This is a genomic window from Streptomyces sp. NPDC055239, from assembly GCF_053606205.1.
On the sequence record NZ_JBSGRD010000013.1, the window covers coordinates 188,255 to 210,151 of the forward strand.

Consider the following 21,897-nt stretch of genomic DNA (forward strand, 5'->3'; position numbering starts at 1 on the left):
TCATGCATGGGGACGGGCTGGAAGGCGAGGCGGTCCCCTTCGGCCCCGCCTGAACGGAGACTGGCTACTCCTCCATGGCTTCACGCGGGTCAGCCGGGCGGTGGCTCCGAAGCCGCTGCCCGCGAACGGAACCGGACCGGAAGAGCCGCGAGCAGAACACCTATGACAATGCCGGTGTCTCCTGCTGTAGGGACGTTCTGGCGCCGGTCGAGTGCCCCGACACCGGTGAGGATGCCGATCACGCGTCCGGTGCCGACGGCGATGAGGGCCGAACCCGACGAGCCCGCCGGAGGCGCCGGGCCGATCATGATGACCATCCCGCTCGTCTGGCTCTCCTGAGCGGTGAGGTCGGTGGCCGCGCGTACGGTCGCCACGCTGCTGCCGACCAGCCATCCCACCATCGTCATCCGCTCGCCCGGCTCAGGCGGACCCCACTGTGGTTTCGCCGTCCACGGCCAGTCGGTGCCCGAACCGAATACGGCGATGTCGTGGTCGTCATGGTGATGGAGTGGGCGCAGCACGACGGTGGCGCCGTCGGGCAGTACGACTTGGTAGTGGCCCCCCGGATACAGCACGTGGCGAGGAGCCGCCCAGACGCCCGCGGCGATCTGCAGGGCGTTCGCAGCCGGACGGTATGCGCTTCCCTCCTCGTCCACACCGACGTAGAGGGGCCGTACGGCCCGCGCGACGGCCCGGGAACGCGCGGGCGCGAGGACGTCACTGCGGATCACGTTGATGCCGGACAGCATGGCTACCACCGCGGCGGCCGGCGATACCCAGGTGTCCAGCCGCAGCAGGGGCGCCAGTCCCGCGATGACGCCGGCGGCGACCAACGCGAGGGGCCCGGCACCCGCCTTCAAGTCGCTCGCCTTCTGCCTCGCCGTGCTCAGTCGCATGAGCCCCTCCGGAACAGGTGCAAGGGCACTGCCGTGTCTCAGACGCCTCAGAACCCGGTCGGCTCGGAGACGAAGCGCTCCACCTCCTGGACGCGCCGGTCCATCTGCGCGGTGATCTGCTCGGCCACGTCCGTGACCACGTCGGTCACCTCGGCAGGGTCGAGCCGCGCGTTCTGCAGCGTCGTACGGATGAGCTGGCGAGCGCCCGCTTCGGTTGCTTTCGGGAGACCCAGCGCGACGGCGACGATGGCTCCCGCGACACCCAGTTTCGCGAAGAACCTCGAGCCCCGCGTCACGAACTTCACCCCGTAGATGCTGAGCGCTCCCATGTTCTGGAACCCCTTGAGCACGGTCTGGGCGGCGCGCAGCGTGCGCCACATGGGCCGAATACGCGCGCTGATGGCGGTGCCGATGATGCCGGGCAGAACGATGTCCAGAGTGAATTGGTCGTCCCGGATGTCGTACGAGCGGCAGATGTCCAGTGCCATGGGGGTGAGTTCGGCGTTGAGCCGTGCGCGCAGGGTGGCGAGCACCTGATCCATCCCGGTGAACCTGCGGATGAGTGCGTCGATGTCCTGCTCGTCCTGTTCGTCGCCGCCCACGTCGTCGGCTCTCTCCAGCAGGCGGGTCAGGAGAGTGGCCCTGGCCTGGTCGAACGCGTCGAGCAGACCGCCTCGGATCTTCTCCTCGAACTCCGGCCGGTCCTTGAGCGCAAGAATGTCGTGCCGGAACTGTGCCACGTTGACGCGATGCCGTCCGACACTGGCGAGCCCCCGCGTCACGGACAGGGAAGGTTCCGCGTCGTTCTCGACAGCAGCTTCCGGGAATGCTTCGAGACACAGTTGGCGTGCCACCGGCATGCGTGAACCGCCACCCGTGATCACGAGCAGCTCGGGCTGCACATCGCCGAGCAGGTCGTGCACCTCCGTCAGAACGTCCGCGAAGCGCTCGGCCCAGCCACCGCGGCCGCGCACCACACGCCGGGGGATGTCCACTGCCCTGAGCCAGCCCAAGGAGAGGCTCGTGAACGGGGCGAACCGGCTGTCACAGCCGGCCTGGAGCTCTTGGACGCGCACATCGGTACCCGTGAACTGCGCCTCCTTCACCCGCCGGCACAGGAGCCGCAACATTTCGTCCGAGCCGTCCTGAGCAAGGGCCTTGGTGAATTTCTCGTTTCCCGCGAACGCCTGTCGCACCATGGCGGCGAGATCCCGGTCGATGGCCGCGCAGCCCAGGTCGGCGCCCACCTGAAGGTTCCGTGGGATCAAATCGTCGACGAACGTGAAGTCGGTCGTGGAGGAGCCGATATCTACGACCAGGACCCGGTTGAGCCCGCGTGTTTCACGCCGTCCGCTCCTTCGGTCCCTGACGTGAACGAGCGCGGACTGAGATTCCGCCACGAGCCGTACGGGCAGATCGATGGATGAGAAATGCCTGAGGTACGCCGCCACCGATTCGGTGTCCCAGCCCGTGGGGTGGCCGACGTACACCACGCAGTCCCGCCTGACTTCGGGGTGCCGGGAGAAGTACTCGGTGAGAAGGATCTGGGCGAACTGCACGGCTCTCGGGATGGCCAGGCCCTCCGGAGCGGGCGGGGTCTTGAAGTTGACGCTGAAGTGCACGCTGTTCTGCGCCAGCACGGCCGCTTCGCCGATGACATCGCGGTATCCGCCCTGCCTCAGGCGTTCGCGTCCCAGGGCCGTGACGATGGCAGTGCCGTCCGTCCCCCTGCTGTAGACACGTGCGTCGCTCCGGCCGCGGGTAGGCAGCCAGCACAGAGAGCTCTCTCCGTCCCCGAGGTCCAGGCCGACCGCGTACCGAACGCCGGGGACCGCGTCACGCGCCACGGGCCACCCCCTCGTCGCCGGCCGGTCCACCGGCCACCGTCAGTACCTCGGTCAGCAGCCTGATCGCGGTGGGCGAGGGCGGAGGAGGGAAGTCGAAGCTCGTACGCCTCGACGACACAGCCGCGATAAGACGCCGTACCCCAGGGTTGTTCCTGGCGAGTTCCGCATCCCCACCGCCGAGTTCGGACTTGGTGAACTCGGCCTCGTCGAATCGCGCCCAAACGCCGGGATCGCCCTGGAGGGCGGAGAAGAAGTCCGGGTGCTTGATCTGGAACGCGAGCAGAGTTCCAGCGTGCAACAGCCGTTCGCGCTCCGGAGGCTCGTCGTGTTGATGCAGCGTCAGAGCCGTGTGGTTCAGACCGTTGACGAAGCGACGCACGCGTCGCGGATTGGCCGAGAAGGCGACCTCGATGAGCTCCCAGAGCTCACGCGAGCCCGTCAGCGATGGGTCGGTGACTTTGTCGTAGAGGTGTTGGTGCAGGGCCTCGAACGGGATCCCTGGCAGATGGAACGGAAAGTGAATCAGCTTTTCCAGGTACTGCCGCCCGCGTGCGCCGTCCGTACGTTCGCTGTCGAACCGTCTGGCCGCCGCCTCCGCAACGACCTGATAATCCATGGCGAGGACGAAGACGCAGGGCCCCTCTCCCAGAAAGAGCTTCAGCGAGTCGAGCACCGTGATCGCCGCGTCCTCGGTACAGCGGTCCAAGTCGTCGATGAACAGGACGAGCCGACCGCCGTCCGTGTACGTGCTCACGACGTCCCTGAAGTCATGTTCAAAGCGGTTGACGTGCAAATACGTGTCCGCGCCCGGTGCGGTGAGAGCCGCCTGAACGGCGTCCACGTCCTCGGAGGCCAGAAGTCCCGCAGTCAGGGGGCCGGCTACCCGGCGAGCGAGTAGCCAGGCCGCCGCCTCACTCAGCCGTTTGACGGTGTCCAGGGCTTTCACGAGCCGCTCCTGCAGGGTTTCCTCGCCTGACTCCCTTCGCTTGTCGAGGTCGTGGGCGATCTCGGAGAGCACGGTCTGGATGAGGGCGTGCCAGATCTCGTCCTTCTGGTCGTACTTCCAGGGGTTGAACCAGACTGTCCGGGTGCCGCGAGCCTTCAACAGGCCTTCGCAGACCTTCATGAAACTCGACTTGCCCATCCCCCAGGGTCCGAAGATCCCGATGGTCAGCGGCAGGTCCTCGGCAGTCGCGATCGCGTCGCAGAGCACCTTGGCGTGGGTGCTGAACCCGAAGCGGTCTCCGTCCGGACCTGAAATCGGGTTGTCGGGCAGCAGCATGGTCCCCCCTCCAAGCCGCCATACGGCCTCGGGCCAGTGCGACCAAGTGCCATCGGCAGGTCACTCATAGTCCTCCGGCGGGCCATACAGCGAGAGGGATTTGCCGGAATTGCAGCACAGCAGCCTCCCGGCGAAGGCGATCGCCGGGAGGCTGAGGTTCGCGGACGGTGGTGCCCGTCAGCTCACCGTCACAGGAGCTCGGCGATGCGGTCCACCTGGTCCGGGTCGAGGCCGTAGCAGTAGAGCATCACCTCGTCGGCGCCGAGGTCGGTGAAACCGGCGATCGCATCGCGGATCTCGGCCCGTGTGGTGCACAGTCCGGCAACCATGCGGTCGGCCATGCCGGAGAAGGCGTAATAGGCGTGCATGTTCGTCCGAGCGTCATGGACCACGTCTTCGGGGCCGAGCGCGACGTTGATCTGCGCGACGATGCGTGGTTCGCCGTCTCGGTCGTACTCCTTCCAGAACGCGCGGGCGGTGTCGAACAGTTCGCCTGCCCAGGAGGGTGGCGCGGCGGCGAGGAAGCCGTCCCCCCAGCGTGCGACGCGTTCGATCGCGGCGGGTTTGAAGCCGCCGAAGAGCACCTCGGGGCCGCCGGGCCGGGCGGGCACGGGGCCGATCGGGCCGACGCCGTCCCCGTACGGCTCGCCGGACCACAGGCGGCGCATGAGCGCCATCTGCTCGTCGAGGCGCCGCCCTCGGGTGCGCATGTCGATGCCCGTGGCCTGGTGGTCGTCGTCCCGGCCGCCGACGCCGAGGCCGAGGACCAGGCGGCCACCGGACATCTGGTCCAGGGTGGCGGCCTGTTTGGCGAGGAGGGCGGTGTCGCGCAGCGGGGCGAGCAGCACCTCGGTCTGGACGCGGATCCGCGAGGTGGCGCCCGCCAGGAGGGCGAGCGCCACCAGGGGCTCGGGGTTGTCGTAGACGAGGCGGTCGAGCAGACCGAGTGTGCTGAAGGGGCCCGCGTCGGCGCGCTGGGCCCAGGTGAGCAGGGTGGCAGGGTCGCCGATGGGCAGACCGATACCGACGTTCATGACGGAGACCTCCGAAGGAAGGGTCGACAAAGTAGGCTGCCGCCCCTTCGGCACCTCAGTGAGGTGGGACGCTCTCGCTCTGCGGCTTGCTTCTGGGGAGCGTCTCGTCGAAGTGCTTCCACTTTAGAGTTGGCCGGTTCGGTGGGGCAAGCAGATTCACGCCGTCCCCGGATGGATCAGCGGTGGATGTCCGCGCCGGGGCCGAGCGGCAGGTCCAGTCCGTAGAAGAGGCCGAGGACCGCGAGCCAGGCGATCAGGAACGGGACCACGAACACCGAGAGACGGGACAGGACCGTGCCGAGCTGCGCCCCGGGTTCGTAGCGGCGCAGGATCGTCAGCATCAGGAAGACGTACGGATTGAGCGGCGTGATCATCTGGGTCGCGGAGTCGCCGATCCGGAACGCGGCCTGGGTGACGGCGGGTTCCATGCCGAGGAGCAGGAACGCCGGGACGAAGACCGGTGCGACCAGGGACCACAGGGCCGAGCCCGAGGTGACGAACAGGTTCAGGACGCAGACCAGGAGGACGAACAGGACAAGGCCCGTGAAGCCGGTGAGGCCCGCGGACTCCAGGAGGTTCGCGCCGTTCACCGCGAGCAGCGTGCCGACGTTGGACCAGTCGAAGACGCCGATGACCTGGGAGATCACCAGGATCAGCACGATGTAGCCGGACATTCCGGTGATCGACTCGGCCATCATGCGGGGAGCGTCCTCGGCGCGCTTGAGCGTGCCGACGGTGCGGCCGTAGACGACACCGGCGAGGACGAACGCGACGAACAGCAGCGGCACGATGCCGTCGAGGACGGGCGACGGGACCAGCGCGCCGCCCTCGCCGCGCAACGGGGAGCCCGGCAGCAGCCAACAGGTGACCACGACGGCCGCGTAGAGCAGGACGGCGAGACCTGAGCGCAGCAGGCCCGTGCGCTGCCGGGCGGTGACGATGACGGAGGGGCGTGCGGTCCCCGCCATGTCCGAGCCTGCCTCTCCCTCGGTCGCGGCCCGGCTCTCCTCCTCGGCCGCGGCCTCGGCATCCGCGTCCGGCTGGGGCAGCCGGGGCTCCAGGACGCGGGAGATCAGGAACCCGCCGATCAGGGCGAGCACGCAGCTGGCGGCAGCCGTGTAGAAGTAGTTGATGAGGATGTGCGTGGGGGCGCTCTCGCCGCTGGGCACGACCGCGGCGGCCTGATGCGTGATGCCGGTGTAGAGCGCGTCGAGCGCGCCGATCGAGAAGCCCGCCGCGTAGCCCGCGCAGGTGCAGGCGAAGCCGCCGATGAGGCCGGCGATCGGGTTGCGGCCCGCGTTCTTGAAGGCGAGTGCGGCCAGTGGCGGGATCACCAGGATCGCTACGTCGCTCATCAGGTGCGCCTGGCAGGCCACGAAGGCGACCAGGTAGGGAAGCAGCCGCCTGGGGGCGCGTGCGATGGAGGCGCGTACGGCCGTCTCGAGGAGGCCCGTCTTCTCGGCCACGCCGACCGCGGCCATCATCAGCAGGACGGTGCCGAGCGAGGGGAAGCCGGTGAAGTTGGGGATGAAGTTCTCGAGCAGCCAGCGCACGCCTTCGCCGCTGAACAGACCCTTGACCGCGAGTGTCTCGTCCTCGCCCGGCACCCTGACGGTGGCGTCGGTGGCGGCGAGGACCGTCGAGACCGTGCCGATGATCAGGAAAAGGCCGAGGAAGAGCAGCACCGGGTGGGGCAGTTTGTTGCCCGCGCGCTCGATGCCGTTCATGACCTTGTCGAGCACGGACTTCTTGGGCGGCCCGCCGGGCGGTGTCTTCGCGGAGGTGACCGATGTGCTCATCCGGTGGCTCCTTCCGATGGCGCGCCGCTCACCGCGGGGGCGGGGGCGGCCTGTGCCAGGCCGAGCGTGTCCTTGCGTACGGCGCCGCGCTGGGCGACGAGCACGACGCGTGCCGGATCGGACAGCAGCGAGATGTCCGCGAGCGGGTCGCCGTCGCACATCACCAGGTCGCCGTGCTTGCCGGCCTCGAGCGTGCCGATCTCCGCGGAGAGGCCGAGGAGTTCGGCGGCGCTGCGGGTGCCCGTCTCGATGGCCCGGGCCGGGCTCATGCCGAGTGACACGAGGTGGGAGAGCTCGCGCAGGTTGCGGCCGTGCGGCACCATCGCCGCGTCGGTGCCCATCGCGATGCGTACGCCGTCGGAGATGGCCGCCGCGATGTTCTCCCGGGTGATGCCGGACCAGCGGATCTTCTTCTCGTAGTGGAAGGGCTGCATGGTCGAGCGGTCGATGCCGTCGAACACCGTCGACAGGGTCGGCACCACGAACGTGCCGTGCTCACCGGCCAGTTCACGCGCCTGCGCGGTGAGTCCGTAGCCGTGCTCGACGCTGCTCACGCCGCCGCGAATCGCGTTGAGGATGCCCGCGGTGCCCTGTGCGTGGGCCGCGACGGGGCGGCCGCCGTGCCGGGCCACCTCGTCGACGACCGTACGGATCTCCTCGACGGTCAGGCCCTCGTCGTCGGGCTGGTCGTAGGGGCTGCTCATGCCGCCGGTCGCGCAGAGCTTGATCACGTCGGCGCCGGAGCGGAGCAGGCGGCGCACCGCGACGCGCACCTCGTCGGGGGTGTCGGCGATCTCGCCCACCCCAGCGGAGGGGTCGAAGCCGCACTCCGAGTGGAAGTCGGCGTGGCCGCCGGTGTGGCTGAGGATGCGCACCGCCGTGTGCAGCCGGGGTCCTGTGGTGAGGCCCGCGGCGACCGCGTCCCGGAAGCCGGCCGGCAGGCCGCCCAGGTCGCGGGCGGTGGTGATGCCCGCGTCCAGGGTGATGCGCAGCCGCTCGGCGGTGTGGAACGTCTCCAGGGTCTGGTCGCTCTCGTGCCGGCGGACCATCTGCCGGGGCGATTCGATGGCGAGGTGGACATGGGTGTCGATGAATCCCGGCAGGACCGTGCGTCCTGCCGCGTCCACGGTCCGGGCCCTGGCGGGGGCCTCCGGCGCCGTGGCCGCCGGTCCCGCGTGGACGATCGTGCCGTTCTCGTCGATGTCGATGACGGCGTCCGTCACGGGGTCCGCGCCGGTGCCGTCGACAAGACGGGCCCGGACGATGCGCAGGGAGGAAAACTGTGCGTGGCTCATGGCCGACGATCCTCGGTATCAGGGATGACGACTGTGTAAAATCGCCGGAATCCTTCACAGCAATGCCTTCGACGCAGGATTCGGCGCCTCTCATGGATACGCAGCAGTCGGCACACACTCTGGACGAGCTGGATCTGGCCATCGTCCACGCCCTCCAGATCCAGCCCCGGGTGCCCTGGGTACGCATGGGCGAGGTCCTGGAGGTCGACGCGGTGACGGTCGCCCGCCGCTGGGACCGCATGGTCCGCGCGGGCATCGCCTGGGTCGACGGCTATCTCTCCCCCGGTCACGACGAGGGTGTCTACGCCCAGGTCGAGATCGACATGGGCGGACGGCTGAGCGAGGACACCATCGGGCAGCTCGCCCGTGACCCGCATGTGCTGAGCCTCAAGCAGACCTCGGGCCAGCGTGATCTGCTCGCGATCGTCGCCGCCGTCGACCTCGACGGCCTCGCCCGGCTCTCCGGCGAGCGGGTGTCGCAGCTGCCCGGGGTGCGCGCCGTACGCAGCCATGTCATCACCGCGGCGCCCTTCGAGGGGGCCTCGTGGCGGCTGCGCAGCCTCACCCGGCAACAGCGGACCGCGCTCGCCGTGGAGCGGCCCGCACTGCCCGACGAACCGCTGCGGCCCCTCGACCGCCGGATCGCCCTCGCGCTCGGCGCCGACGGCCGGATGCCCCTGACGGACCTGGCCGAGACCGTCGGCGCATCGGCCGCGACCGTCCGGCGCCGGTTGCGCGTCCTGACCGGCACCGAGCGGCTCTCGCTGCGCTGCGCGTTGGCCCGGCCGCTGACCGGCTTCCCTGTCTCGGTCGTCTACTTCGGCTCGGTGCCCGCCCAGCATCTCGATGAGACGGTGAGCGCGCTGCGTACCCTGCCCGGCTTGCGCATGTGCAGCATCACTGCGGGCGCGCACAATCTGATGCTCGACATCTGGCTGCCGGACCTGTCCGAGGTCCACACCACCGAAGCACTGCTCAACAGCCGCCTCGCGCACCTGGATCTGCGGATCACGGAGCGCGCCGTGGTGCTGCGCACGGTCAAGCACGCGGGTCGTGTGCTTGACCGCCGGGGGCACAGCGTGGGGTCGGCACCGCTCAACTACTGGGACGCGTAGGGGCGTTGTGGGCGTTGTGGGCGTTGTGGGCGCTGCCGCGTGCTGGCCGGTGACTACGCGGGAACTCTTCCCGAGGTGGAACTCCTGGCCCGAAAGCTGCGGGCGTCCGGCATTGCTGCCGTGGCCTCTCGGTCCTGAAGGGCTGAAGGGCTGAAGGAGGCAAGCGCGTTCCTGCTGGTCAGGGCGAATGTCAGTGGCGGGTGCCAGGATCAACAACATGGACGCGACGACATTCGACTGGCGCCCCTTCCTTGCTCGTTGGAGCGAGGAGTGGGCCGACGCCCAGGGCGACTTGAAGGCCTTGAGCCCGGACGACGACGAGGACCGGCGGCGCAGGTGGCTTGGCAACGAACCTGCCGCCGAGACGGACATCGTCGCCATGGAGAAGCGGCTCGGGCGCGAAATGCCGCCGTCCTTCGCAGAGTTCCTGCGGGTCAGCGACGGTTGGCGGCACGCGGGCGGTTTCGTCTGGACACTGGCCGGCACACGCGAGGCCCACTGGCACGAGAACGCGAGTGGCCTCGGTGGGGACTACAACGAGTTCTGGGACGAAGAGGACAACCCTGAGGAGACGCGGGCGCAGGTCGGCCTCTGGTCCCGCGCACTCCAGTTGGACGTCGAGTCCGACGCCACCTACGTACTGCTCGACCCGGAGGACATAGGGCCAGACGGCGAGTGGGCGGTGCGGGTATGGGCGTCCTGGCGGGCCGAGGACCCCGAGCGATATCGGTCGTTCGCGGCGTTCATGGTCGCCATGCATCAAGAGTTCCACAACCTCGAGGCCGGCCGGGACGAGCAGGAGAGTGCCCCTGCCTTCGCCAACGAGACCACCCGCGCCCAGGACGCCGCCGTGACCCGGGCCCGGACCGCGGCACTGCGCGGTCGCCACGAAGAGGCGGCACCACTGCTGGCGGAAGCCCAGCGGTACGGTCGCCCGCACGCGGAGGACCTCCTGCACCAGATCGGACAGCTGGGCGAGCCGCGCGGGCACAGTCGGCAGCCACCGCACCCCAGCGATCCCCGCTTCCTCACCGAATTGCTCCCCCTGCACGCCGCCGAACTCCTCAGCAGAGGCCCCCTCACGGAGGACTGGCACTTCGCCGACCCCGACCACTTCCCCGACACCTGGCAGACCGCCGCGGACATCCGGCGCGAGATGAGCGAGGGGACCTACCGCTACCGGCCAGGCGGCAGGTTCGGCGAGGCCGTCGACCAGGCCCGTGAGCTGGCCCGTTGGGGCGACACCGACGCCGCCTGGCGGATCCTGCGCGCCGCGATCCCGTTGTGGGAGCCGCTGGGCCCCCACCACATCGCCCCGGTGGGCCTGCTCGTCGACCCTGTGATCGCCCCTGTACTCACCGCCGCGCGGCGCCTTGAGCTGCTGGCAACACCGCGCGGCGGCGAGAGGGGCCCAGCCCCGGCCCCCGCCTGCGAACAGGACCCGGACGGTCTGTCCTGGCTCGCGCGCCCCGAAGGACTGCGACCGGGTCAGTCGTCGCCGTGCGACTACCGGATGGTCCTGGTCGAAGGAGTCGCCCCGGACGACCTGCCCGGCCTGCTCGGCTCGTCGCCCGATACAGCCCTCTCCCCGCCACTGGAACGCTGGGATGTCAGCCGTCATCACCGCCCCGATCAGCGGGCCTTCTCCAGCTACGACGACAAGGTGCTGCTGAGGGTCGGTCGGGCCGCGGCGGGGTGGAGCTTCGGATTCGACGAGGACCCGTCCAGCTCGTTCTCCACGGAGCGCTTCGTCTCCCCCACGACGGCCGCCTCAGCCGGCGGCGGCCGGGCGATCGTGGTGTGGAGCGAGTCGCGCCGACAGACCCCGGTCTTCCATGTCTCGGTCGCCAAGGACGGGACGCCGCTGTACGCGTTGACGGTGCGGGACGGGGTCATCGAGGACAGTTCCGGCGCCGTTCCTGCCGAACTGGCCCCGGCCTCCCTTGGCTTCGACACCCCGAGCACGACCGCCCAGACGGCTGCGACGGCCCGCGCCCTGGATGCCATCGCCGATCGGTACGGCGTCGCTCTGCCGCGCCTCGCTCTCACCGAGGGCCGACTGCACTCCTTCGAGTCGATGTCCTGGATACGCCCGCCCGGCCCCGGGGAGGCCTACATGACGATCACCCTGGGCAGCCGGGAGTAGGCGCGAGGCTGTGGTCGCGGCAAGGCCCATCGACGTGTCGTGCCGGTGGGCCGGATCAGTCGGCGAAGGCCACCGACTCGGCGAGGTCCTTCTGTGCCTCGAGTGCGGTGAGGCGTTCGGTGAGTGCCGCGTGGATCGCGTCATAGGTGTCGGAGCCGAGTGCCAGGCGCAGGGGCGGGCTCGGATTGCGGGTGGTGGCGTGGATGGCGGCGGCGAGCTTGGCCGGGTCACCGGTGAACGCGCTCTCGTCGGCGGTTTCCAGGTAGCGCCTGGTCCGGCCGACGGCGTTGTCTCGGTAGGCGGTCGTTTCGGTGGTGTAGTGCAGGGCCGAGGCGAAACCGGTGCGGGTGGCGCCGGGCTCGACCAGGGTGAGGTGGATGCCGAAGTCGCAGACCTCGCGGCTGACGCTCTCGGTGAAGCCCTCAAGGCCCCACTTGCCCGCGTGATAGGAGCTGTGGGTGGGGATGCCGATCTGGCCGCCCACGCTGGAGATCTGGATGATCCGGCCTCCGCCCTGCTCCCGCATCGGCTGCAGGAAGGCCTGGGTGATCATCATCGGGGCAAGCAGGAGGACCTCGATCTGGTCGCGGATCTGCTCGGCGGTCATCTCCTCGGCGGCGCCCACGACCGCGTATCCGGCGTTGTTGACCACGATGTCCACCGGCCCTGACCGAAGTGTGCTGACGACCGCCCGGTCGACGTCGGCCGGGCGGGTCAGGTCGAGGACCTCGACGGTCAGCCGGCCGCCGTACGTCTCGCGCAGGTCCATCAGAGCTTCAGGTCGGCGGACCGTCGCCGTGACGCGGTCGCCGTTTCGGAGGGCGAGTTCGGTGAGGTGGCGGCCCAGACCGCCGGAGGCTCCGGTGATGAACCAGTGACGTACGGCCTTGTCGGAGAGAGCGGGCACAGGATGCTCCTGGAGTAGAGTGCTACCGGAACGTATTCCGGTTAGAGGTTAAGCGGAACACATTCCGGAAAGCAACCGGCGACCCACAGCGAAGGAACCCGTATGCCCGCCGCACCTCGCCGCACCAGGAGTGACGCGCTGCAGAACCGGGAGCGCCTGCTCGAGGTCGCCGCACAGGCCTTCGCCGAACAAGGCCTTGACACCGCGCCTGCCGCCATCGCCAAGCAAGCGGGGGTCGGCGTGGGCACCCTCTATCGGCATTTCCCGACTCGGGAAGTGCTCATCGACGCCGCCTACCGGCGCCAGCTCACCCAGGTGTGCGAGAAGGTGGACGACCTCCTCGCCCGCCATCCGGCCGCCGAGGCCACCCGGATGTGGATGGAGCACTTCATCCGCTACGCCACGGCCAAGAGCGGAATGTCCGAAGCCCTCAACGCGGTCATCGCCTCCGGGATCGACCCGTACTCCGACAGCCGCACGCTCCTCACCGACGCCGTCGCCACGCTCCTCGCGGCCGGCGCCCTGGACGGCAGTCTGCGGACCGACGTCGCCCCCGAGAATGTTCTGCTCCTCATGGGCGGGATCGCCTACTCGGCGCAGCACGGCACCGAAGAGCAGGCCCGCCCGCTCGTCGGTCTCTTCATGGACGCGCTGACGAAGGACGCGACCGGGATCAGCGGCCGGTGAGGCCGAGTCGGCTCGCGTTGACGCCGGCCTGGAACCGTGAGTCGGCCTCCAGCGCGGTCATCAGATCGGCTACCCGCCTGCGGTAGGTCCGTACGGACATGCCGACGCGGCGCGCGCCCGCGGCGTCGGTGAGCCCGGCCGCGAGCGCCTGCAGCACGGTGAACGAGTCGGCGTCCAGGCCCTCGGTCTCGCTCCGCAGGTAGTCCGCGAGAGGCGTACCGGCATCCCACGTGGCACACATCAGGGCGTGGACACCCCCGACGAGCGCCGGTGCGGTCGTGATCGTGAACTCGCGGCCGCGTGCGCCGTTGCGGCCCGCCAGGATCATCACCCGCCGGTCGATGATGATCGTCTCGTGCGGCAGACTCGCGGCACGCACACGCACCTGCCCACCGGCGTCCGCGACATCGAACAGGTGCAGACGCTGTTCCTCGTCGGCCAGTACGGCCGGTGTATAGAGCTTGCGCACGGCCACACCTTCAGCGGCCCGGGGGCGCAGGCGGCGCACCATCGCCTTCCTCGCCTCAGGCCGCGCCCAGGTGTGCAGGTCGTTCGCGGCGCAGAAGAACTCCCGCGTCGTCTCGCCGAACAGCGCGGCGGTCCGCGCGGCCAGCTCCCGCTCGCCGTGCACCGTCAGCGTGGTGTGGTCGGTCACGCTCCCAGTCTCGCTCATGATGGTGGCAACACGTTGCCATATGGCCCGCAGAAGGTCCTCGCAGGTCGAGAGTGGGGACATGACTACAGAGATCACGGCCGCAGCGAGCGGCCAGTTCCTGCTCGGTGGCGACTGTTCCGTCAACCGTCTCGGCTTCGGTGCGATGCGGCTGCCCACCGGCACTTTCACCGGTCCCGCACGCGACCCGGAGACCGGCGTCGCGGTACTGCGGCAGGCAGTCGACGCGGGTGTCGATCACATCGACACGGCCGGCTTCTACGTTCGGGGTGAGGTACGCGCCAACGAACTGATCCGCAAGGCGCTCGCGCCCTACCCGGCCGAGCTGTTGATCGCCACCAAGGTCGGCCCGCTGCTCGCGGCGGACGGCGTGCCCAGCGGCCAGGCAGGACCCGAGCAACTGCGCGACCTGGTGACCGAGGACCTGCGCGCCCTCGGCCTCGACCGGCTCGACCTCGTGTATCTGCGGGTCGGAGGAATGAACAAGCCGGGTGGTGAGAGCGTGGCCGCCCGGTTCGCGGCGCTGGCCGAGCTGCGCGCGGAGGGTCTGATCCGCCACCTCGGGGTCAGCAACGTCGACGTGGCGCAACTCGACGAGGCGCGGGGCATCGCGCCGGTCGTCGCGGTGCAGAACCAGTACCACGTGCATCGTCACGACGACGCCGCCGTGCTCGAGCGCTGTGTCGAACACGGCATCGCCTACGTGCCGTTCTTCCCGCTCGGTGGCGGCTTCGATCCGATCGAGCACGACCGCCTCGCGCAGGTCGCCAAGAGGCACGACGCGACGACCTCGCAGGTCGCCCTCGCCTGGCTGCTCGCGAGTTCACCGAACATGCTGGCCATCCCCGGCACCGGTTCGCCCGCGCACCTCGCCGAGAACCTCGCGGCGGCCGGGCTGCGTCTCGACGCCGCCGACCTGGCGGAGCTGAAAGCCTGACGGTCCTCGTAGCGCTCGCTTCTCCGACCGGTGGCCTGGCTGCGAGCGGCCAGGCCACCGGTCGGCATTCCGGCACGTCACGCCGCGCCGCGCGACTTCCAGGCCGCGGCGAAGTCCACTTCGGCAGCGGGCAGCACCCGACGGCCACCACCAGGTCGTATCCGCTGCTCAGCGTCTGCTGTCTACCGTTTGGCCAGGGCCTTGTTGAGAGCCGTGCGGACCGGGGCGGGCAGCGGCTCGCCCTCCGTCGTGGCGATCAGCTCTTCCGCCACTGCGCGCAGTTTGGTGTTGGAGAGTTGCGACACCTCGACCAGAATCTCCCACGCCTCTTCCGCGGTACACGGCCCCAGCGACATCAGCATGCCCCGCGCCTGGTCTATGGACGGGTGGGACTCCATGGCGCGATGCAGTTCGTTGACCTCGGTGCGCAGCGCCTTGATCTCGGCGGCCTCTTCCGCACAGTCGTCGCCGGAGGCCTGCTGATCACTGTTCTGATGAGGATTCAGTGCCGGCGTGTTGAGAGATTCCGACGAGGAAGCCACCTGCTCTACCTCTCATTTACATACGCAGAACCTGTCGGGCCGACAGTCCGGCCGATGAGGTGAGCATCGCAGATCCCCCACATCCATGGCCATAGTTTGCTGACTCCGTGCATGGGGCGGCGCCGGCGGCTGTCTGTCCCAACCGACCGGCGCCTACGTTGCACAGCGCTGTGCTATCGCATTGCTCGGGTAGCCAACTGCGTCGCTCTGAAACCAGCATCGCACCTCGATATCGACCGCGTTTTCGGGACGTAGACCATCTCAAACAGCGCCCCTTCGGGCGGGGTGCACGCTAGCGTCGCGGCAACGCACTGTTCGGCGGGAGGGGCAAGGATGCGGCGCTCGGCTGAGCAATACACGCTGCTGCAACGCGTGGCTGACGTGCAGCGCACAACTGATGGGTGGGCCACGGCAGGACCCGGACTCGATGAACGCACCATGAGCCCCCTGGTGAAACTCGGGTTGGCCCGGGTGGCGCCCCGCGAGGAGCAGGCGGCGCTCCCGGCGAAAGCCGGCCGGGCGCTCTCGTGGGCGGTGCAGCTGACGGACGACGGGTGGGACGCACTCCTGTACGCACAGACTCGGGCGGCTCCGCCGAATGTCGAGGCTCCCCCGCCCGGGCTGCAGCAGGTAGGCCTGCGCCGCTCGGATCTGGACACACTGAGGCGGTTTCTCGCTTTGCACGGGCGACTGCGTCGTGGGCCCGCGTCCGGTCTGGAGTCGGCGGTGGAAGCGGCGCGGTTCAACGCCGCGTCCAACAGATGGGTCGTGTATGTGAGCGGTGAGCAGATGGAGTCGATGGCAAGGGCGTTCTTTCTCGAGCGGCTCGCTGGTTCGGCGGCACCCGCCAACCGTTTCGCCCGCGTGTACGGGGTGAGCTATACGCCCCCTCCTCCCCTGCTCACCCCGGAACTCACCCCTGAGCCGCAGCGCGGCGAGGCCGGCTAGCCGCTCGGCGCCCCAGCCTGCCCGCCGCCGACGGGACTGCCCTGGTGAGGGATCTATAGGCTGCGCATGTGGCCAGTACAGAGGATTCAGCGTTCAGCGGCACCGCGGCATCAGACCCGGCGCCGACAGATCCGCCGACGGATCTGCAGTCGTTCGCGGTGCAGTTGCGGCGCATGAACGGCGAGCTCAACCGGCTGATCCATGGTTTCGCCGCCGGCCACGATCTGCACGCGACCGACGTCCAGGCCCTGGCCGCCATTCTGGACACGGATGATCCGCTCACTCCAGGACGGCTGCGCGACCATCTCGGGCTGACCTCGGGCGCCGTCACCGCATGCCTTGACCGTCTTGAACGGGCCGGGCACATCCGCCGGACACGGGACAGCGAGGACCGCCGAGTGGTGCATCTGCACTACGCTCCCGGCGCCAAAGCGGCGGCACGCACCTTCTTCCAGCCGCTGGCCGCAGCGACGGAGAGCGCCCGCGTGCGGTTCAGCGAGGACGAACTCGCCGTGGTGCTGCGCTTCCTGGCCGCGATGAACGAGGAACTCTCCGGGCTGCGGGGGCGTCAGCGCTAGGGTCGCCCGCCAGGTCGGGCAGCTATGCGGTGTACCCGCCGGGCACCCGTGGCGATCGAGATGATTCAATCATTGAGATTCTTAATCGTTGACGTATTAAGCCCGCAAGGAGCTCCATGTCCAGAGGTACGCGCCTGGCACGCTGGCTGGTCCCCGTCGTCCTGCTCGTCGCCTGGTTCGGCATCGGCGGAACGCTCGGGCCGTACGCCGGAAAGCTCGGCGAGGTCGCCACGAACGATCAGGCCGCCTTCCTGCCGCAGAACGCCGAGTCGACGCAGGTCATCGACGCTCAGCGCAAGTTCCGTCAGGAGGAGACCCTCCCCGCGATCGTCCTCTGGACCGCGGACGGCGATACACGGTCCCAAGCGATCGATCAGGCCCAGAAGGACACGGCCACCCGGGCGCTGGCCTCCCTGAGCGACGTGCCGGGGGTCACGGGACAGGCGTCCCCCGCGGTGCTGTCGAAGGACGGCCAAGCGCTGCAAGGTGTCGTCCAACTGCGGCCCGACCTCGGTGACGAGCTGGAGGGAACCCTGGAGCAGGTCAGGCAGGCAGCGGCGAAGGTGCCGGGAACCGACGCCCAGGTGGCCGGTCCCGCGGCCAGTCAGGCCGACCTGTCCGACGCCTTCGGGGGCATCGACGGCCTCCTGCTCGGGGTAGCCCTGATCACCGTCCTGGTGATCCTGCTGCTCGTCTACCGCAGCGTGCTGCTCCCGCTGGTCATCATCCTCGGGGCCGTCTTCGCCCTGGGGCTCGCCTGCGGAATCGTCTACGTGCTCGCCGACCACGACATCGTCCGGGTCGACGGCCAGGTCCAGGGCATCCTCTCCATCCTGGTCATCGGCGCCGCGACCGACTACGCACTGCTGCTCACCGCGCGCTTCCGTGAGGAACTGGCCGTCAGCCGCGACAGGGTCGCCGCCATGCGGGCGGCACTGCGCCGTTCGCTCGGGCCCGTCGTCGCCAGTGGCGCCACGGTCGCCCTTGGACTGCTCGCACTCCTGCTCAGCGACCTCACCAACAACCGTGCGCTCGGGCCCGTCGGGGCCATCGGCATCGCCTGCGCCGTACTGAGCACGCTCACCTTCCTGCCCCCGGTCCTGATCCTCCTCGGGCGCGCGGCGTACTGGCCCGCCAAGCCCAGGTCGGCGACGGAGAAGTCCGCGGGGCAGGGCGTGTGGACGCGGATCGCCTCGCTCGTCGACCGGGCGCCGCGCAAGGTCTGGGCCGGCACCCTGATCGGCCTGCTCGTCTGCACCGCCTTCGCCCCGACGCTCCAGTCCAAGGGCGTGCCCCTGAACGAGATCTTCGTCAACGACGCGCCCTCCGTGGCCGCGCAGAAGACGCTCGGCAAGCACTTCCCCGGAGGATCGGGCAATCCGGCCGTGGTGGTCGCGGATGCCGACAGGCTCCAGCAGGTCACGGCGGCGGTCGAACGCACCGACGGAGTGTCATCGGCTTCGGCCGTGAGCGCCTCCGGCCGACCGGGCGCGGGAAAGCCGGGCGCGGAAGAGCCGCTGGTCGTCGAAGGCCGCGTACGTATCGACGCCACTTTGGAGGACGCCGCCGACAGCGACGCGGCGAAGGACACCGTGGCCCGGCTGCGCGGCGCCGTCCACGCGGTGAACGGCGCCGACGGCCTTGTCGGCGGCTACACCGCGCAGCAGTACGACACGCAGCGGACCGCCGAGCACGACCGCAAGCTCATCGTTCCGGTGGTCCTCGCGATCATTCTCGTCATCCTGATCGGGCTGCTCAGGTCGCTGCTCATGCCGGTCCTGCTCGTCGCGACGGTCGCGCTCAACTTCGTGGCCACTCTGGGAGTCTCCGCTCTCGTCTTCCAGCACGTACTGGGATTCAGCGGGACCGACTCCTCCGTACCGCTCTACGGCTTCGTCTTCCTGGTGGCCCTCGGCGTGGACTACAACATCTTCCTGATGTCACGGGTCCGCGAGGAATCACTGCGCCACGGGACGCGCGAGGGGGTGCTGCGCGGCCTGACCGCGACGGGTGGCGTCATCACCTCGGCCGGGGTCGTGCTCGCGGCGACCTTCGCGGCGCTGGGCATCATCCCGCTGGCCTTCCTCGTCCAGATCGCGTTCATCGTCGCCTTCGGAGTCCTGCTGGACACCCTGGTCGTACGGTCGCTCCTGGTACCGGCTCTCGTCCGCGACATCGGTCCGAAAGCGTGGTGGCCGGGAGCCCTCAGCCGTAGGGGGCGCGCCTAGGGTTCAGGCGCCCGCCGAGACCGGCGAACGGGTCTTGTCGCCCACGGAGTCCCGCGTCGCGGACTTCGGTATGGGCTGGTCCTGGCGCAGCGCGGTCCACACCCGCTGCGACGCCTTGTCCAGCGGCAGGACCCGTCCCGAGTCCTGGGAGTCGTAGGTGACCGGCATCGTGACCATGTGGGTGCGGTCGGGGCTGATGCCCTTGAGCTCCTTGGCCAGACCGAGGAGCTTGTCCGCGGAGGCCAGGCCGGAGTCCGCGCTGATGGTCTTGGTCGCGGTGTCCGCCAGGTCGTAGGACTTGGCGGGGCTGCCCAGCGGGTCGACGGTGTCGGCGCGGTGGATCAGCGCCTTGATGAACGCCTGCTGGAGCTGGATGCGGCCCAGGTCGCTGCCGTCACCCACGCCGTGCCGGGTGCGGACGAGCTCCAGCGCCTGCTTGCCCTTGAGCGTGTGCTTGCCCGCGTTCAGGGCGAGGCCGCTGTTGGGGTCCTTGATTGCCTTGTGCGTGGTGATGTCGACGCCGCCGAGCTCGTCGATGAGCTTCTGGAATCCCTTGAAGTCGACTTCGAGGTAGTGGTCCATGCGGAGGTTCGACATCTTCTCGACCGTCTTCACGGTGCACGCCGGACCGCCCACTTGGTAGGACGAGTTGAACATGGCCTGCTGCGCGCCGGCCGCCTTGCCGCCCTGCGGCTTCGCGCACTGGGGCCGCTCGACCATCGTGTCGCGCGGAATGCTGACGACCGAGGCCTTCTTGTGGGTCTTGTCGACGTGCAGGACCATCGCCGTGTCGGCGCGGGCTCCGCTGACGCCACTGCCGTACTGGCCGTGGGTTCCCGCCCGGGAGTCGGACCCGAGCAGGAGGATGTTCATCGAGCCGTCCTTCTGCTGACTGGGCCGGTCGTGCCCGAGGGCGGCGTTCATGTCGGTGCCATGGATGTTGCCGTTGAGGTGCTGCCAGACGTAGGCGGCGCCTCCTCCGCCGATCAGGACTGCTCCCAGGGCGCCCCATGCGACGTAGCGCAGGGTCTTCTTCCGCGGCTTGCGCCGGGACCCTCGTACTCGCGCGGGCCCGTAGTCGGGCACTGCGGGTCCTGCGGATCCTGCGGATCCTGCGGCCATGTGCGCCTGCTGCTCGTTGTCGCTCTCGTGCGGCATGCGCTGCCCCTTTTCGTTGACCGGTGGCTCAGTTGGTGCGTCGGCCGGTGGCTCAGTAGGCGGAGTCGACGTTGTCGATCGAGCCGTACTTGTCGGCGGCGTAGTTCGCGGCCGCGGTGATGTTGGCGACCGGGTCGGTCAGGTTATGGGGGGTGCCCGAGACGTGGTACGCGTCGAAGGTGGGCTGGATGACCTGGAGCAGTCCCTTGGAAGGGGTGCCGGCCTGTGCGTTGACGTCCCAGCCGTTCTGGGCGTTCGGGTCGCCGGCGGACTCGCGCATGATGTTGCGGTGCAGCCCCTCGTAGGAGCCGGGGATGCCCTTGGACTTCATGATGTCCAGGGACTCCTTGATCCAGCCGTCGAGGTTGTCGGCGTGGGGCTTCTTGGCCGCGGCAGCCTGGGTGGCCTTCGTGCTCGCCGCGGTCGGCTCGGCGGCCTGGGCGGGCGAGGGGACCAGCGTGAGGGCTGCGGCCGCGGCACCGGCGGTGGCGATGCCCGCGACGGAGATCTTGCGCAGTCGGGCGGTGCGGGTGGTGCGGCCGGTGCTGGTCTGCGTCTGGGTCGTGGCCATGCGGGGGAACTCTCCAATGCGAAGTGCGTGTGGGGGGCTCGGTCGAATCGAGCTGATTCGCTCGGTTCGATCCCGATTCCCCGCCGGACTTCAGCAAGGGTTAGCGGTGGCCGGAGCGGGACGCAACGATGTGACGTACTACCCCGGTACGCAGGACGCCCTGGCCAGCGGCCTCACAGGAGACTCACGGCCGTCCGCAGGGGCCTTGAGGTGTCTACTACCGTCGTTAGCATGTGACGTGGCTCCTATGGGTGGGCTCACAGCCTCGGCGGTGTTTGGCGTGTCCTCGGAGATTGAAAACGGGGTCCGGGGGGTAGTCATCCCGGCTCGACGCCGCCGCACAGGTGGCGCCCGGGGGATTCTCCGCGAAGATGCAGGTCAGGGCGCCGTCCGCGCCCTCACAGTGCCGCCCGCGTCCTTACAGTGCCGCCCGCGTACAACGTCAGAGCTGGCTGCCGCCTCGACGGCTCGCGGTGAAGCGGGACGGTGGCATGCCGAAGGCGCGGGTGAAGGCGGCGGTGAACGCCGCGGGAGAGGCGTAGCCGATGCGGGTACCGACTTCGCTGACCGACGCGGTGCGCAGCAGCGGTACGGCCGCGAGCAGGCGGGCGCGACCCCGCCAGACGGCCGGGCTCTCACCGGTCTCGGAGCGGAAGCGCCGCGTGAAGGCCCGTTCGCTCATGGCCGTCCTTGCGGCCCATACGGCGTTGGTGACGTCGGCGTCCGGTGCGGCCAGATATTGGCGGCAGAGGCGCGCGAGGTCGGCGGAGGCGGGCATCCCGACGTGGAAAGGGAGCGGGGCGCGCTCGGCGATCTCGTACAGAAGGAGGGTGGCGATGCTTCCCTCGCGCCCGGAGAGGCTGTATTCGGCCTCGAACTCGGCAGCGGCCAGGAGCAGCTCGCGCAGCAGCGGCGGTACGTCCACGACCGTGCAGGTGGCGGGCCACCAGGGGACGGCGTGCGGCTCGATGTACAGGCTGCGGGTGCTGACCTCCAGCATGCGGACCCGGTGCCGTGTGGCGGGCGGGATCAGCACGGCCCGCTCCGGCGGAACCGTCCAGGTCCCCTCGGCGGTGTCGACGACCATGACGCCGGTGGCGCCGTGGAGGAACTGCGCGCGCCGGTGTTCGTGCCAGTCGAGTACGTGTCCGGGCGGGTAGTCGGTGCCGATCGGCAGGACGGCCCGGTCGACGTGGTCGACATCGGCCAGCGGGACGTTCTTCACCCGCCCACCCTATGCACCCCTACTGGCTG

Annotated in this window: 19 protein-coding genes; 7 read left to right on the plus strand and 12 right to left on the minus strand. The window is 69.4% G+C overall.

All coding sequences use genetic code 11. The features are described 5' to 3' along the window. Positions 1 to 89: 89 nt before the first annotated feature. The 6 genes from ACWFRJ_RS34185 to ACWFRJ_RS34210 all read right to left on the minus strand — a co-directional run bounded on the left by ACWFRJ_RS34185 (position 90) and on the right by ACWFRJ_RS34210 (position 8,153). Complete coding sequence (locus ACWFRJ_RS34185; RefSeq protein ID WP_453539875.1) at positions 90 to 896, minus strand: trypsin-like peptidase domain-containing protein; 807 nt, start codon at positions 894 to 896, stop codon at positions 90 to 92. A gap of 47 nt (positions 897 to 943) precedes the next feature. Beyond that, positions 944 to 2,743, minus strand: coding sequence for an Hsp70 family protein (locus ACWFRJ_RS34190; RefSeq protein WP_453539878.1), 1,800 nt, complete (start codon positions 2,741 to 2,743; stop codon positions 944 to 946). Next, positions 2,733 to 4,025, minus strand: a complete 1,293-nt coding sequence (locus tag ACWFRJ_RS34195) for a KAP family P-loop NTPase fold protein (protein WP_453539881.1) — start codon at positions 4,023 to 4,025, stop codon at positions 2,733 to 2,735. Before ACWFRJ_RS34195 ends, ACWFRJ_RS34190 begins: the two co-directional genes overlap by 11 nt. 188 nt (positions 4,026 to 4,213) lie before the next feature. Beyond that, the gene (locus ACWFRJ_RS34200; RefSeq protein WP_453539884.1) at positions 4,214 to 5,059 is read right to left on the minus strand and encodes an LLM class flavin-dependent oxidoreductase; all 846 of its coding nucleotides are present in this window, start codon (positions 5,057 to 5,059) and stop codon (positions 4,214 to 4,216) included. A 176-nt stretch (positions 5,060 to 5,235) separates the two neighbouring features. Then, positions 5,236 to 6,858: an AbgT family transporter gene (locus ACWFRJ_RS34205; protein ID WP_453539887.1), complete on the minus strand. Its 1,623-nt coding sequence runs from the start codon at positions 6,856 to 6,858 to the stop codon at positions 5,236 to 5,238. Continuing rightward, on the minus strand, positions 6,855 to 8,153 hold the full coding sequence (locus tag ACWFRJ_RS34210) for an amidohydrolase family protein (RefSeq protein ID WP_453539890.1): 1,299 nt from the start codon (positions 8,151 to 8,153) through the stop codon (positions 6,855 to 6,857). Before ACWFRJ_RS34210 ends, ACWFRJ_RS34205 begins: the two co-directional genes overlap by 4 nt. Positions 8,154 to 8,245: 92 nt before the next feature. On the opposite strand from ACWFRJ_RS34210, the gene ACWFRJ_RS34215 reads away from it, so the two are divergent. Beyond that, a complete protein-coding gene (locus ACWFRJ_RS34215) occupies positions 8,246 to 9,268 on the plus strand; it encodes an Lrp/AsnC family transcriptional regulator (RefSeq protein WP_453539893.1) in 1,023 nt (340 codons plus the stop codon). 217 nt (positions 9,269 to 9,485) lie between these two features. Next, positions 9,486 to 11,414, plus strand: a complete 1,929-nt coding sequence (locus ACWFRJ_RS34220; protein WP_453539896.1) for an SMI1/KNR4 family protein — start codon at positions 9,486 to 9,488, stop codon at positions 11,412 to 11,414. Positions 11,415 to 11,469: 55 nt separating this feature from the next. Here the strand turns inward: ACWFRJ_RS34220 and ACWFRJ_RS34225 are convergent, their stop codons facing one another. After that, entirely contained in the window at positions 11,470 to 12,321 is an 852-nt protein-coding gene (locus ACWFRJ_RS34225; protein ID WP_453539899.1) for an SDR family oxidoreductase, read from the minus strand. A gap of 102 nt (positions 12,322 to 12,423) precedes the next feature. Here ACWFRJ_RS34225 and ACWFRJ_RS34230 point away from each other — a divergent pair, with 102 nt between their 5' ends. Beyond that, positions 12,424 to 13,008 carry a TetR/AcrR family transcriptional regulator gene (locus tag ACWFRJ_RS34230; protein WP_453539902.1) on the plus strand — a complete coding sequence of 195 codons (585 nt, stop codon included), beginning with the start codon at positions 12,424 to 12,426 and terminating at the stop codon, positions 13,006 to 13,008. Here ACWFRJ_RS34230 and ACWFRJ_RS34235 read toward each other — a convergent pair. Next, positions 12,995 to 13,663: a DNA-binding response regulator gene (locus ACWFRJ_RS34235; protein WP_453539905.1), complete on the minus strand. Its 669-nt coding sequence runs from the start codon at positions 13,661 to 13,663 to the stop codon at positions 12,995 to 12,997. The genes ACWFRJ_RS34230 and ACWFRJ_RS34235 overlap by 14 nt on opposite strands. 79 nt (positions 13,664 to 13,742) lie before the next feature. On the opposite strand from ACWFRJ_RS34235, the gene ACWFRJ_RS34240 reads away from it, so the two are divergent. Continuing rightward, positions 13,743 to 14,618 carry an oxidoreductase gene (locus tag ACWFRJ_RS34240; protein WP_453539908.1) on the plus strand — a complete coding sequence of 292 codons (876 nt, stop codon included), beginning with the start codon at positions 13,743 to 13,745 and terminating at the stop codon, positions 14,616 to 14,618. 182 nt (positions 14,619 to 14,800) lie between these two features. Here the strand turns inward: ACWFRJ_RS34240 and ACWFRJ_RS34245 are convergent, their stop codons facing one another. Next, a complete protein-coding gene (locus ACWFRJ_RS34245; RefSeq protein WP_453539911.1) occupies positions 14,801 to 15,160 on the minus strand; it encodes an ANTAR domain-containing protein in 360 nt (119 codons plus the stop codon). A 438-nt stretch (positions 15,161 to 15,598) separates the two neighbouring features. Here ACWFRJ_RS34245 and ACWFRJ_RS34250 point away from each other — a divergent pair, with 438 nt between their 5' ends. The 3 genes from ACWFRJ_RS34250 to ACWFRJ_RS34260 all read left to right on the plus strand — a co-directional run bounded on the left by ACWFRJ_RS34250 (position 15,599) and on the right by ACWFRJ_RS34260 (position 18,914). Beyond that, positions 15,599 to 16,108: a DUF6417 family protein gene (locus ACWFRJ_RS34250; RefSeq protein ID WP_453539914.1), complete on the plus strand. Its 510-nt coding sequence runs from the start codon at positions 15,599 to 15,601 to the stop codon at positions 16,106 to 16,108. A gap of 68 nt (positions 16,109 to 16,176) precedes the next feature. After that, positions 16,177 to 16,686: a MarR family winged helix-turn-helix transcriptional regulator gene (locus ACWFRJ_RS34255; RefSeq protein ID WP_453539917.1), complete on the plus strand. Its 510-nt coding sequence runs from the start codon at positions 16,177 to 16,179 to the stop codon at positions 16,684 to 16,686. Positions 16,687 to 16,802: 116 nt separating this feature from the next. Continuing rightward, positions 16,803 to 18,914, plus strand: a complete 2,112-nt coding sequence (locus ACWFRJ_RS34260; protein WP_453539920.1) for an MMPL family transporter — start codon at positions 16,803 to 16,805, stop codon at positions 18,912 to 18,914. A 3-nt stretch (positions 18,915 to 18,917) separates the two neighbouring features. On the opposite strand, the gene ACWFRJ_RS34265 is transcribed toward ACWFRJ_RS34260, so the two are convergent. From ACWFRJ_RS34265 to ACWFRJ_RS34275, 3 genes are all read right to left on the minus strand, one after another. Beyond that, positions 18,918 to 20,072 (minus strand): LCP family protein, encoded by a 1,155-nt coding sequence (locus ACWFRJ_RS34265; protein WP_453539923.1) that lies wholly within the window; start codon positions 20,070 to 20,072, stop codon positions 18,918 to 18,920. Between the two features lie 52 nt (positions 20,073 to 20,124). Continuing rightward, on the minus strand, positions 20,125 to 20,643 hold the full coding sequence (locus ACWFRJ_RS34270) for a transglycosylase SLT domain-containing protein (RefSeq protein ID WP_453539926.1): 519 nt from the start codon (positions 20,641 to 20,643) through the stop codon (positions 20,125 to 20,127). A 442-nt stretch (positions 20,644 to 21,085) separates the two neighbouring features. After that, positions 21,086 to 21,868, minus strand: a complete 783-nt coding sequence (locus ACWFRJ_RS34275; protein ID WP_453539929.1) for a helix-turn-helix domain-containing protein — start codon at positions 21,866 to 21,868, stop codon at positions 21,086 to 21,088. Positions 21,869 to 21,897 lie beyond the last annotated feature (29 nt).

What these genes read in the sequence shown, in the direction of transcription:
- ACWFRJ_RS34185 (WP_453539875.1), bottom strand. Translation starts at nt 896, where the DNA reads ATGCGACTGAGCACGGCGAGGCAGAAGGCGAGCGACTTGAAGGCGGGT.
- ACWFRJ_RS34195 (WP_453539881.1), bottom strand. Translation starts at nt 4,025, where the DNA reads ATGCTGCTGCCCGACAACCCGATTTCAGGTCCGGACGGAGACCGCTTC.
- ACWFRJ_RS34200 (WP_453539884.1), bottom strand. Translation starts at nt 5,059, where the DNA reads ATGAACGTCGGTATCGGTCTGCCCATCGGCGACCCTGCCACCCTGCTC.
- ACWFRJ_RS34205 (WP_453539887.1), bottom strand. Translation starts at nt 6,858, where the DNA reads ATGAGCACATCGGTCACCTCCGCGAAGACACCGCCCGGCGGGCCGCCC.
- ACWFRJ_RS34210 (WP_453539890.1), bottom strand. Translation starts at nt 8,153, where the DNA reads ATGAGCCACGCACAGTTTTCCTCCCTGCGCATCGTCCGGGCCCGTCTT.
- ACWFRJ_RS34215 (WP_453539893.1), top strand. Translation starts at nt 8,246, where the DNA reads ATGGATACGCAGCAGTCGGCACACACTCTGGACGAGCTGGATCTGGCC.
- ACWFRJ_RS34220 (WP_453539896.1), top strand. Translation starts at nt 9,486, where the DNA reads ATGGACGCGACGACATTCGACTGGCGCCCCTTCCTTGCTCGTTGGAGC.
- ACWFRJ_RS34230 (WP_453539902.1), top strand. Translation starts at nt 12,424, where the DNA reads ATGCCCGCCGCACCTCGCCGCACCAGGAGTGACGCGCTGCAGAACCGG.
- ACWFRJ_RS34240 (WP_453539908.1), top strand. Translation starts at nt 13,743, where the DNA reads ATGACTACAGAGATCACGGCCGCAGCGAGCGGCCAGTTCCTGCTCGGT.
- ACWFRJ_RS34250 (WP_453539914.1), top strand. Translation starts at nt 15,599, where the DNA reads ATGAGCCCCCTGGTGAAACTCGGGTTGGCCCGGGTGGCGCCCCGCGAG.
- ACWFRJ_RS34260 (WP_453539920.1), top strand. Translation starts at nt 16,803, where the DNA reads ATGTCCAGAGGTACGCGCCTGGCACGCTGGCTGGTCCCCGTCGTCCTG.
- ACWFRJ_RS34265 (WP_453539923.1), bottom strand. Translation starts at nt 20,072, where the DNA reads ATGCCGCACGAGAGCGACAACGAGCAGCAGGCGCACATGGCCGCAGGA.
- ACWFRJ_RS34270 (WP_453539926.1), bottom strand. Translation starts at nt 20,643, where the DNA reads ATGGCCACGACCCAGACGCAGACCAGCACCGGCCGCACCACCCGCACC.